This window comes from Lapillicoccus sp., from assembly GCF_046595215.1.
In the GTDB taxonomy this organism is placed as follows: Bacteria; Actinomycetota; Actinomycetes; order Actinomycetales; family Dermatophilaceae; genus Lapillicoccus.
The window spans coordinates 1-11,831 of record NZ_JBKJPP010000177.1; the positions used below are offsets into that span (position 1 = coordinate 1).

The 11,831-nt window shown below is 71.2% G+C and carries 6 protein-coding genes and 1 tRNA gene; 5 read left to right on the top strand and 2 right to left on the bottom strand.

Annotation, left to right across the window (positions count from 1 at the left end; all coding sequences use genetic code 11):
* Nucleotides 1-1,447 precede the first annotated feature (1,447 nt).
* Nucleotides 1,448-1,520 (bottom strand) — tRNA-Arg (locus tag ACLL9L_RS15305).
* A 300-nt stretch (nt 1,521-1,820) separates the two neighbouring features.
* A complete protein-coding gene (locus ACLL9L_RS15310; protein WP_411285522.1) occupies nt 1,821-2,999 on the bottom strand; it encodes a helix-turn-helix domain-containing protein in 1,179 nt (392 codons plus the stop codon).
* A 99-nt stretch (nt 3,000-3,098) separates the two neighbouring features.
* Between ACLL9L_RS15310 and ACLL9L_RS15315 the strand changes: the two genes are divergently transcribed.
* The 5 genes from ACLL9L_RS15315 to ACLL9L_RS15335 all read left to right on the top strand — a co-directional run bounded on the left by ACLL9L_RS15315 (nt 3,099) and on the right by ACLL9L_RS15335 (nt 11,825).
* Nucleotides 3,099-4,154 carry a ferredoxin reductase gene (locus ACLL9L_RS15315; RefSeq protein ID WP_411285523.1) on the top strand — a complete coding sequence of 352 codons (1,056 nt, stop codon included), beginning with the start codon at nt 3,099-3,101 and terminating at the stop codon, nt 4,152-4,154.
* Between the two features lie 12 nt (nt 4,155-4,166).
* On the top strand, nt 4,167-5,414 hold the full coding sequence (locus ACLL9L_RS15320; protein WP_411285524.1) for a fatty acid desaturase family protein: 1,248 nt from the start codon (nt 4,167-4,169) through the stop codon (nt 5,412-5,414).
* A gap of 93 nt (nt 5,415-5,507) precedes the next feature.
* Nucleotides 5,508-7,184 (top strand): NAD(P)-binding protein, encoded by a 1,677-nt coding sequence (locus ACLL9L_RS15325; RefSeq protein ID WP_411285525.1) that lies wholly within the window; start codon nt 5,508-5,510, stop codon nt 7,182-7,184.
* A gap of 1 nt (nt 7,185) precedes the next feature.
* Nucleotides 7,186-10,782 (top strand): pyruvate:ferredoxin (flavodoxin) oxidoreductase, encoded by a 3,597-nt coding sequence (gene nifJ / locus ACLL9L_RS15330; RefSeq protein WP_411285526.1) that lies wholly within the window; start codon nt 7,186-7,188, stop codon nt 10,780-10,782.
* Nucleotides 10,782-11,825: a dihydroorotate dehydrogenase-like protein gene (locus ACLL9L_RS15335; protein ID WP_411285527.1), complete on the top strand. Its 1,044-nt coding sequence runs from the start codon at nt 10,782-10,784 to the stop codon at nt 11,823-11,825. The genes nifJ and ACLL9L_RS15335 overlap by 1 nt, the downstream gene beginning before the upstream one ends.
* Nucleotides 11,826-11,831: the final 6 nt, after the last annotated feature.

Below are 11,831 nucleotides of genomic sequence, written 5' to 3' on the forward strand. Positions count from 1 at the left end.
CAGCGCCGCCAGGGCATCCTCCGCACTCACCTCCAGGTCAGCCGGCACGATGCCCTCGCGCGGACCGACGTCTACGGACCGGAGCGAGTCCACCACTCGCACGGTGAACTCGTCAGATTTGCCTCTACTGGTCATGGCCACCCTCCTCAGGCGGTGCAGGCCTCGGATGAGACCTCCGGCCACCGCTTCACTCTTCAGAGGCCGACGCGGCACCACGTGATACCGCGTGGGCTTGCCACGGCCGACTGAAGCGGTGACTGTCACCGGGGCTGATTGCATCGATCTGGACCGCGTCGCCACTGCGAACGGGCTGCGGGCGGTCGCCGGGGCAGCGCCCATCGCTGCGCTTCGGGCCGCTCCGGCTACGCCGACGCCCGAGAGGCCGGCAACCGAGGTTACTGTGATGCCTTCAAGTGATGGGCCTGCTCAACCCTGGCCATATTCGCTGGAGAACGCGCCCACTACGAGGGGCGACGAGTCGCCGGGGCCCGCCGCAACGCTGCTATGCGCGACAGTGTGGGATGTCTACCTCCGGACCTTGGAAGGATGGCTGCGGAATATGGCAACCTGCACGGGGCGACCGTGTTGACTGGTAAACAAACCAGGTCGTCGGCCACGCGATGGCCGACCACTGAGGCATCTCCTTGATCGTCGATGCACTCAACATGGCGTCCCGAAGAACAAGCCATTCGTACCGGAATCCGGAATCGCCGTTTCTCGCAGCGGACGCGGCTGTCGCTGCACGCCCGAGGAGTTCGGAGAGTCGGGAATCCGCCGATCGTGTGGCGGGACCGTGTATTCGACCCGTCGCATACGTCTGGGACAGCCGTGGAGGGCTCCAGATAGCCATCGTGTCGACCTTCGCGACCGTCCGTCACCGGACGACGGTCGCCCGACTCGGCCACTGGCGCGTGAATGCTGCGTCGTCACCGGGACCCTCATGGGAATCGCGTGTGAGGGTGGTCCCTTCGCCGACGCTGAGCCACTCGTCGAGGCTGTCGTCGGCGTGGTCGGATGCACGATTGGGCACACCGCAGGCAGAGGTGCACGTCGCGGTGGTTGCCCAGAATCCAGCCGGTCCGTCGCCAGCAGGTCGACGCCGGCGCCCGTCCCGGTGCACGACCGAGGAATCGGAGCAGGTCCGCTGGCTGAAGCGGGAGAACGCGGAGTCGAAGCGAGGCAGCGCGATCCTCGTGGCCGCGTCTTGATGTATCAGGGGCGCGCAGGTTGGGTCGATCACTTCCGGTGAGGGCCCAAGTCCACCACAGGCGACACCCGCTGCCGCGCGCGGCCCTCTCGGCCGGATCCGAGTCTGCTCATCGCCAACGACGTGGTCACGAGCCTGGGCGGGATGTGGCGGTACGGCTGCCTACGAGACGCCAGGTTGAGGTCTGCAGCGGGTGCGTCAACCAGCACGTTTGTTCAGGTCACAGAGGGTGCGATGAAGTGCCCCCGGCAAGATTCGAACTTGCGACACCCGCTTTAGGAGAGCGGTGCTCTATCCCCTGAGCTACGAGGGCGAGTGGGTTCGCGGCCTGTAGCGGCCCACCGCGCGGTAATTGTGTCATGCCGCAAGTCAGGCGGCGTGCAGCTGCGGTCCGGGCGACCCGGCATACCTGCGTGTGGCGGTCTGGTGAAACGGTTGACAGCGGCATCTCGACGACCAGGTCCGCCCGATCGAACAGAGGTGCGTCCACAACTCCTCAGGTGCGGGGTTGTGGACGGGTGCTGGGCGGGACCGCGTCCACACCTCCTCAGGTGGGGGCTTGTGGACGCGGAGGTTTGCGGACGCACGCTGACGCGGGCCGAGAGCCAACGAGTCAGGCGTGGCCGGCGCGCAGGACCAGCTCCAGCTCGAAGCGCACCTGCGGGTCGTCGAGGTCGTCCCCGAACAGCTCCTTCAGCTGGGCCACCCGGTAGCCCACCGTCTGCGGGTGGATGCTCAGCTCTGCGGCGATCGGGGCGCGCTGGCCCCAGTGCCGCAGCCACGCGAGCAGCGTGACCTCGAGGCGCTCGCGCTGCGAGGGCCGCAGCCCCTCGAAGGGCGCCAACCGCCGCTCGGCGAGGTCGGCCAGCGCCTGCGGCTCGGCGCCGAGCACGAGGTCGGCGAGGTGCTCCTCCACCCACAGGGGGGACTCCTCGGAGATGGGACGGCGTGACATCGCCGCCGAGGCCAGCGTCGCGAGCCGCAGCGACTCCGGCACCTGACGCCAGTCCCGCGCCGGCCCGATGACGGCCCCCCGCCCATGGAGCACCCGCTCGAGCTCACGCCGCTCCTTCGCGCTCTGCGGCGCGGGGACGAGCGCCACGGCGTCGGTCGCCCGAGGCATGGCCAGCGCCCGCTGCCCGAGCTGGAACCGCACGCCCGACGCCTCGTCGAGAGGCATCGTCACCGCGACGAGCGCGGTCGGCTGGGTCCAGCCCGCCAGCGCGGCTGCCTGCTGCACGGCGGCCTCGTCGGCCCGCCCGTGCAGGAGCAGCTCGAGCAGCTCGACCCGTCGCCGGCCGATCTCGCCCGCCCGCTCGGACTGCTCGAAGGCGAACCCCTCCGCGCTCGCCGCCGACAGCTCCTCGATGTAGGCCAGCACCGACTCCCCGAGCGCGACGAGGACGTCGGTGTCGAGGCCGTGCGCGAGCGCGCCCCGCGACATCTGTCGCAGCGTCACCCGCGCTCCTGCACGGTAGGCGGAGAGCAGACCCTCCAGCGTGCGACCCTGACGGACCTCGCCGCGGCCCAGCCCGGCATACACGCGCCGGCTCTCCGGCGAGAGGGCCGGGCGAGAGGTGCCCGGCAGGTCGAAGAAGCGCTCGAGCGCCACTTCGACGCCGTGGCGCACGCCCTCGCCGAAGGAGCCCTCGAGCGGCCGGGCATAGGCCGGGACCGCGAGGGGGATGGCCGCGATGATCTCCTCGACGACGTCGGGGACGATGGGGCGCAGCAGTTCGCTGATTTCAGCGGGAAGGGCCAACCAGGGGGGGTCGTTGGTGACCTGGGTCATGCGTACGCCTCCGTCTCTATCTCGAGGAGACAGTTTATGCCCTGACATCGTATGCCGTCGCACGAGACCGCGGCGAGGGTGTGCTGGGACTGTTGGTACATGGCCAACACCAGTCCCCTCAGCCGCATGGCGTCGATCTTCACGACGCCGCGCGCGCCCGAGGACTTCCTGTGGCTCGTCAACCCGCTCAGCTCGCCGCGCCAGCTGCGCGGGGTCGTCACCGCGGTCGTCCCCGAGACGGCCGAGTCGGCGACGATCCACTTCCGCCCCGGTCGCGGCTGGCTGGCCCACGAGGCCGGCCAGTGGGCCCGGATCGGGGTCGAGATCGACGGTGTGCGCCAGTGGCGCTCCTACTCCCTGACCACCGCGGGCGGCGAGGACCCGGCGATCACCGTCACCGCGATCGGCGCCGTCTCGGAGGCCCTGGTGCGGCGGACCAAGCCGGGCGACGTGCTCTTCCTCGCTCCCCCACAGGGCGACTTCGTCCTGCCTGAGCACCCGCGTCCCCTGCTGATGCTCACCGCGGGCAGCGGCCTCACCCCGGTGATGTCAATGATCCGCACGCTGGTGCGCCGCCGGCCGGACGCCGACGTCGTGCTCATCCACTCCTCGCGCACCATCGAGGACGCCCTCTTCCGCCAGGAGCTGGGTGAGCTCATCGGTGAGTTCGCCGGCCTGCGCGTCGTCCACTGGCTCAGCGGCGAGCGGGGCCGCCTCGACCTCACCTCCACGAGTGACCTCGACGGCGCGTGTCCCGACTGGCGTGGCCGCGCTGCCTACGTCTGCGGGCCGGCCGCGATGCTCGACGACGCCACCGCGCTGTGGCGCCAGGCCGACGTCCCGGAGCAGCTCATCGTCGAGCGCTTCGCCCCGGTCCTCCTCGAGGGCGCCGGCGGCGAGGGCGGGCTCGTGACGTTCGAGAAGTCCGACAAGGAGAGCGACGTCGACGGCGACACCTCCCTCCTCGAGGCCGGCGAGGCCGCCGGCGTCGTCATGCCGAGCGGATGCCGTATGGGCATCTGCCACAGCTGCGTCACCCCGTTGCTGGCCGGCCGGGTGCGCGACCTGCGCACCGGCGAGGTCCACGGCGACGAGGGCCAGCTCATCCAGACCTGTGTCTCTGCAGCTGCAGGGCCCGTCCACCTCGAGATCTGAGGAGCACCAACCATGACCGCCACACTCACCCACCCCGTGAGCTCCGACGAGTTCTTCGCCGCCGACGCCCCCTCCGACGACGAGGCCACCGAGGCCACCGACGCGATTGCCGCCACGACGACCGCCCCCGGTGTCCCGACCAGGCCCCCGGCCTCGCGCCGCCGTTCCGTGCTCGCCGACGAGGGCCACCCCACGGTCCGCCCGCCGGCCGCGGCGCACCTCAGCGACGAACAGGTCGCCGAGCTCGGTCGTGAGCTCGACGCCATCCGCGACGCGATCATCGCGGACCGCGGAGCCAGCGACGCGGCATACATCCGCCGGGTCATCAAGGCCCAGCGCAGCCTCGAGGTCGGCGGCCGCGCCGCCCTCGTCTTCGCCGGCCTGCCCCCGGCGTGGATCGCGGGCACCGCGATGCTGTCCGTCGCCAAGATCCTCGAGAACATGGAGATCGGGCACAACGTGCTGCACGGGCAGTGGGACTGGATGCGCGACCCCGACATCCACTCGACGACGTGGGAGTGGGACTTCGTCACGCCCGCCGCGTCGTGGAAGCACACCCACAACGACATCCACCACACGTGGACCAACGTCGTCGGCAAGGACCGCGACGTCGGCTACACCATGCTGCGGGTCAGCCCCGACCAGCCGTGGAAGCCGTTCAACCTCGGCAACCCGGTCTACAACGCGCTGCTCGCGCCGGTCTTCGAGTGGGGCATCGCCGTCTACGACCTCGAGGTCGACGAGCTGATCAACGGCACCAAGTCCCGGGCCGACTTCACCCGCGACCTCAAGGCCATGGGCCGCAAGATCGTGCGCCAGTTCTCCAAGGACTACGTCGCCACGCCGGCCGTGGCCGCGCTGACCGGCTCGGCCCTGCCCGCCCTGGCGGGCACGCTGACCGCCAACGCCGTCCGCAACATCTGGGCCCACGCGGTGATCTTCTGCGGCCACTTCCCCGAGGGCGCCGACACCTTCACCGAGGAGATGATCGACGGTGAGACGCGCGGTGACTGGTACGTGCGCCAGATGATCGGCTCGGCCAACATCTCCGGCAGCAAGGCGATGCACCTGATGACTGGCAACCTCTCGCACCAGGTCGAGCACCACCTCTTTCCGGACCTCCCCTCGAACCGGTATGCCGAGGTGGCGGTACACGTCCGCGAGATCTGCGAGCGCTACGGACTGCCCTACAACACCGGCCCGATGTGGAAGCAGGTCGGCTCGACCTGGGCCAAGATCTTCCGCCTCGCGCTGCCCTGACCGCCGGAGCATCAATCGCCGGAGCGTCGACTCTGCAGGGCAGGACGTTCGACCCTCCTCCAGCCCCGTGGCCCGGTGCATGGTGAGCGGAGAGTGTCCACCGCGCGCCGGGTGCGGGGCGCTCCCGGACAGGAGAGCCCCGTGGAGCACCGCCGCGACCTCACGCCGCCAGCCCCGCTCGGACTGGGCCGGCTGCGTGCCGGACCGGTCCGCCAGAGCCGACCCGTCTACGTCGACCTGCTGCCGCCCTGCAACGCGGGCTGCCCGGCCGGGGAGAACATCCAGGCCTGGCTGGGCCTGGTCAAGGCCGGTGACCACGAGGCCGCCTGGCGGGCGCTGACCGCCGACAACCCGTTCCCCGCCATCCACGGCAGGGTCTGCTACCACCCCTGCGAGACGGTCTGCAACCGGGCCGAGCTCGACGGCGCCGTCTCCATCCACGCGGTGGAGCGCTCCCTCGGGGACCGCGCGATCCACGAGGGGTGGGCCTTCACGCCACCGCCGAGTCGCAGCGGCCGGCGGGTGCTCGTCGTCGGGGCGGGCCCCAGCGGTCTCTCGGCGGCATACCACCTCACTCGCCTCGGGCACGACGTCGTCGTGCGGGACAACGCCCCAGAACCCGGCGGGATGATGCGCTACGGCATCCCGGCCTACCGGCTGCCCCGCGACGTCCTCGACGCCGAGGTGCGCCGGGTTTCCGAGCTGGGGGTCACCCTCGAGCAGGGTCACCGCGTCACCGACCTGCGGGCCGAGATGGAGCAGGGCGGCTTCGACGCCGTCTTCGTCGCGGTCGGCGCGCACCTGTCCAAGCGCGTCGAGATCCCCAACGCCGATGCGGCCCGCGTCCTCGACGCCGTGTCGTTCCTGCATGACGCCGCCGCGGGCGAGCAGGCCCCGCTGACCGGCCGGGTCGCGGTCTACGGCGGTGGCAACACGGCCATGGACGCGGCCCGCGTCGCGCGCCGGCTGGGCGCCGACGACACGGTGATCGTCTACCGCAGGACGCGCGACCAGATGCCGGCCCACGCGGAGGAGGCCGTCGACGCCGAGGAGGAGGGCATCCGGATCAACTGGCTGCGCACCATCAGCTCGATGGGGGAGCATGACCTCACCGTCGAGGTGCAGGAGCTCGACGAGAGCGGGCGCCCCCACGGCACCGGCCGATTCGAGACGCTGGCCGCCGACACGGTGATCCTTGCCCTCGGCCAGGAGAGCGACACGGGGTTCCTGCGGACCGTGCCGGGTGTCGAGCTCGTCGACGACACCGTGCAGGTCTCGCTCACGTCCCTGATGACCGGCGCGCCCGGTGTCTTCGCCGGCGGCGACGCCGTGCCGAGCGAGCGCACTGTGACCGTCGGGGTGGGGCACGGCAGGAAGGCCGCGCGCAGCATCGACGCCTACCTGCGCACGGCGGCCCTCGACGTCGCGCCGAAGCACGACCTGGCATCGTTCGAGAAGCTCAATCTCTGGTACTTCGGGGAGCACCCCCGACGGGAGCAGGCCGAGCTTGATCCCGCCGCGCGCGTGGCGGCCTTCGACGAGGTGCTCGCCGGGCTCACCGAGCAGGAGGCGCAGTTCGAGGCGGAGCGCTGCCTGTCCTGCGGCAACTGCTTCGAGTGCGACGGCTGTCTCGGGGCCTGTCCCGAGGATGCGGTCATCAAGCTGGGTGTGGGGAAGCGCTACGAGTTCGACTATGACCAGTGCACGGGGTGCGGCACGTGCGCGCGCCAGTGCCCGGTGCACGCCATCGAGATGGTCCCGGAGGGCTGACATGCGCGCCACCATCGACGGCAACCAGGCGGCGGTCGACGTCGCCTACCGGCTCACTGAGCTCTGCGCCATCTATCCCATCACGCCGTCCTCGACGATGGCCGAGCTCGCCGACGAGTGGGCGAGCCACGGCAGGAAGAACATCTGGGGCACCATCCCGACCATCGTCGAGATGCAGAGCGAGGGCGGTGCCGCCGGGACGCTGCACGGCGCCCTCCAGGGCGGGGCGCTGAGCACGACCTTCACCGCGTCGCAGGGTCTGCTGCTGATGATCCCCAACATGTACAAGATTGCCGGCGAGCTGACGTCCACGGTCTTCCACGTGGCAGCGCGATCCATTGCGACACAGGGACTGTCGATCTTCGGTGACCACTCGGACGTGATGGCGGTGCGGCAGACCGGCTTCGCGCTGCTGTCGTCGGCCTCCGTGCAGGAGGCCCACGACCTCGCGCTCGTCGCCCACCTGGCGACCTTGGAGACGCGGGTGCCGTTCCTGCACTTCTTCGACGGTTTCCGGACCTCGCACGAGATCAACACCGTCGAGCTCATCGACGACGCCGTCCTGCACGGGCTGGTCCCCGAGGGTCTCGTCCGCGCCCACCGCTCCCGCGCGCTGAGCCCCGAGCGGCCGTTCATCCGCGGCACGGCCCAGAACCCGGACGTCTCCTTCCAGGCGCGCGAGACGGTCAACCCCTTCTACGCCCGCGTCCCCGGCGCAGTGCAGGACGCCATGGACCGGCTCGCCGCGCACACGGGCCGCGCCTACCGGCTGATGGAGTACGTCGGCCACCCGCAGGCCGAACGGGTCGTCGTCATCATGGGCTCCGGCGCCCAGACCGCCCGGGAGACCGTGGCCCACCTCGTGGCGGGAGGCGAACGGGTCGGCGTGCTCCAGGTGCGTCTCTACCGGCCCTTCCCCGCCGCGGACCTCATCGCTGGGCTGCCGGCGTCGGTGCGCCAGGTCGCGGTCCTCGACCGGACCAAGGAGCCGGGCTCCAACGGCGAGCCGCTCTTCCTTGACGTCATCGCGGCTCTCGCGGAGGCTCACGGCTCGGGCGGGCTCCAGACGATGCCGCGGGTCATCGGTGGCCGATATGGCTTGTCCTCAAAGGAGTTCACGCCCGGCATGGTCGCCGGGATCTTCGCCGAGCTGGCCGGTCCGAGCCCGCGGCCCCGGTTCACCGTCGGGATCACCGACGACGTCGGCGGGCTGAGCCTGTCCTGGGACGCGAGCCTCGACATCGAGGAGCCGACGACGCTGCGGGCGGTCTTCTTCGGCATCGGCTCCGACGGGACGGTCGGCGCGAACAAGAACACCATCAAGATCCTCGGGGCCGATCCCGGCGTCCACGCGCAGGCCTACTTCGTCTACGACTCGAAGAAGTCCGGTGGGGTGACGGTCTCGCACCTGCGGTTCGGGCCCACCCCGATCCGGGCGCCCTACCTCGTCACCAAGGCCGGGTTCGTCGGCTGCCACGAGATGCGCCTCCTCGACACGGTCGACGTCCTCGACTGCGCCGCAACGGGCGGCCGGCTGCTCCTCAACGCACCCCAACCCCCGGAGGAGGTCTGGGACGCGCTGCCCCGACCGGTGCAGCAGCAGATCATCGACAGGCGCCTGACCCTGTATGCCGTGGACGCCGACACCGTGGCGCGCGAGGCCGGGCTGCCCGGCCGCACGAACACCGTCCTGCAGACCTGCTTCTTCGCGATCTCCGGCGTGCTGCCGCGCGAGGACGCGATCCTCCGGGTCAAGGAAGCGATCCACAAGACCTACGGTCGGCGCGGCGGCGAGGTCGTGCGCCGCAACGACGCGGCTGTGGACGCGGCCCTCGCCGCGCTGCACGAGATCCGCGTGCCCGCGACGGCGTCGTCGGGCCACCCACTGCCTCCCGTCGTCCCGGCCGACGCGCCCGAGTTCGTCCAGGCCGTGACCGCGACGATGATGTCCGGCCACGGCGACACCCTGCCGGTGAGCGCGCTGCCGGTGGACGGGACCTACCCGAGTGGCACCACGGCATACGAGAAACGACGGATCAGCGACCTCGTCGCGCAGTGGGACCCCGACTCCTGCATCCAGTGCGGCAACTGCAGCTTCGTCTGCCCGCACAGCGTGATCCGGTCGAAGTACTACGACGGCGAGGCTCTCGACGGCGCGCCCGAGGGCTTCCCGTCGATGCCGCTCGACGCCGTGGGACTGCCGGGCTCGCGCTACACCCTGCAGGTCTACGTCGAGGACTGCACGGGCTGCGGCCTGTGCGTCGAGGCGTGCCCGGTGGGTCCGGTCAGCCTGACCCCGCCCGTCGGGCCCGCCGCCGACCCACCCCGAAGGGCGATCAACCTCGCCCCCGCCGAGCCGCTGATCGAGCCGGGGCGAGCGGACATCGCGTTCTTCGAGAGCCTGCCGGTCAACGACCGGGCGCGCGTCGACTTCGGGACCGTGCGGGGAGCGCAGTTCCTGCTGCCGCTCTTCGAGTTCTCCGGGGCCTGCGCCGGCTGCGGGGAGACGCCCTACCTCAAGCTGCTCACCCAGCTCTTCGGCGAGCGGCTCACCGTCGCGAACGCCACCGGGTGCTCGTCGATCTACGGCGGCAACCTGCCGACGACGCCGTGGACCAAGAACGCGGACGGCCGCGGCCCGGCCTGGTCGAACTCGCTCTTCGAGGACAACGCCGAGTTCGGACTCGGCCTGCGGCTCGCGGCCGACCTGCACACGCGGCTGGCCCGCCAGCGGCTCGACCAGCTGCGGGATGACGTGGGGTCGGAGCTCGTCGACGCGATCCTCGACGCGCCACAGGTGCGGGAGTTCGAGATCGCGGCGCAGCGCGACCGGCTGTTGGTGCTCCGGGACCGACTCACCGGCATAGACGGACTAGCCGCGGAGGACCTGCGCAGCGTGTCCGACCACCTCCTTCGGCGCAGCGTGTGGATCGTCGGCGGCGACGGGTGGGCCTACGACATCGGGTCCGGTGGGCTCGACCACGTCCTCGCCAGCGGTCGCAACGTCAACGTCCTTGTCCTCGACACCGAGGTCTATTCCAACACCGGGGGCCAGTCCTCCAAAGCCACGCCGCTGGCCGCGGTGGCGAAGTTCGCGACGTCGGGCAAGTCGGTCGCGAAGAAGGACATCGCCCTCCAGGCGATCGCCTACGGCAGCGTCTACGTGGCCCGGGTGGCGATGGGGGCCGACCCCCAGCAGACGCTCACCGCGTTCCGCGAGGCAGAGGCCCACGAGGGGCCGTCGCTGATCATCGCCTACAGCCCCTGCATCGCCCACGGCATCGAGATGAGGGACGGGCTCGACCAGCAGTACCGCGCCGTCGCCAGCGGGCACTGGCCGCTGGTGCGTTACGACCCCACGGTCCGCGCCCGGGGTGGCAACCCGTTCATGCTCGACTCGCCGCGACCGCGGATGCCCCTGGAGGACTACATCTACCGGGAGCTGCGCTACCGGATGCTGCGCACCTCGGACCCCGCCGAGGCCGAGCGCCTCCTCGTGCTGGCCCAGGAGGCCGTCGACCAGAGGTGGGCCGTCTACGAGGAGATGGCCACCCGGGGCGCCGCCCACTTCACCGCCGACGCCCGCCGGGACGTGTGATGGACCTCACCACCAGCTATCTCGGCCTGCCGCTGCGCAACCCGCTCGTCGCGTCCGCGTCCCCCCTGTCGAGCTCGGTCGAGCGGGTCCGTCGCCTCGCCGACGCGGGGGTCGGCGCGGTCGTCCTCTCCTCCCTGTTCGAGGAGCAGCTGCGCCGGGAGGACCTGCGCGACCTGCTGCTGCGCGAGGCCCACGAGGGGTCCTTCGGCGAGGCCCTGTCCTACTTCCCGACGCTGGCGACCGAGGCGCCCGGAGGAGCCCGCCGCTACCTCGACCTCATCGAGCGGACGGCGAGCGCGATCGACGTGCCGGTGATCGCCAGCCTCAACGCCGCCACCTCCGGTGCCTGGGTGGAGTTCGCCGGCTGGATGCAGGGGGCCGGGGCGGCGGCCCTGGAGCTGAATATCTTCGCCCTGCCCGGCGACCCGCACACCAGCGGTCGCGAGGTCGAGGAGCGGCACCTCGAGATCCTCCAGCAGGTCCGGGCGGCCGTGTCGCTGCCGATCGCGGTCAAGCTGGGCCCCCACTTCAGCTCGGTGGGAGAGATGGCACTGCGCCTGCACGAGGCCGGCGCCGACGGCCTCGTGCTCTTCAACCGCTTCCTGCAGCCCGACATCGACCTGAGGGCAATGCGGGTCGAGCCGGGGTTCGGGCTGTCCTCGCCGGACGAGGCCCGCCTGCCGCGGACCTGGATCGCCCTGCTGCGTCGGCACTTTCCGGGTTCGCTGGCCGCGACCACGGGGGTGGACCAGGCCGACGACGTCGTCACGTACCTGCTCGCCGGCGCCGACGTCGTCATGACGGCGTCCGCGCTGCTCCGGCACGGCGTCGAGCATGTCGGCGTCCTCCTCGACGGTCTCGGGTCCTGGCTCGAGTCGGGTGGCCACCACTCGGTGGCGGAGGTCCGCGGGCTCCTGGCTGTCCCCCGGGACGTCGACCAGACGGCATACGAGCGTGCGGGGTATGTGGCGGCCCTCGAGCACGGGCGCGCCACCTACGCCGAGGTGGCGGCTCCCGAGCGCACTGGCCGGCCGCCCGGGTGAGGACCA

Excerpts from the sequence above, each read along its gene's own strand:
- ACLL9L_RS15310 (WP_411285522.1), bottom strand. The coding sequence starts at position 2,999 with ATGACCCAGGTCACCAACGACCCCCCCTGGTTGGCCCTTCCCGCTGAA.
- nifJ (WP_411285526.1), top strand. The coding sequence starts at position 7,186 with ATGCGCGCCACCATCGACGGCAACCAGGCGGCGGTCGACGTCGCCTAC.
- ACLL9L_RS15315 (WP_411285523.1), top strand. The coding sequence starts at position 3,099 with ATGGCCAACACCAGTCCCCTCAGCCGCATGGCGTCGATCTTCACGACG.
- ACLL9L_RS15320 (WP_411285524.1), top strand. The coding sequence starts at position 4,167 with ATGACCGCCACACTCACCCACCCCGTGAGCTCCGACGAGTTCTTCGCC.
- ACLL9L_RS15335 (WP_411285527.1), top strand. The coding sequence starts at position 10,782 with ATGGACCTCACCACCAGCTATCTCGGCCTGCCGCTGCGCAACCCGCTC.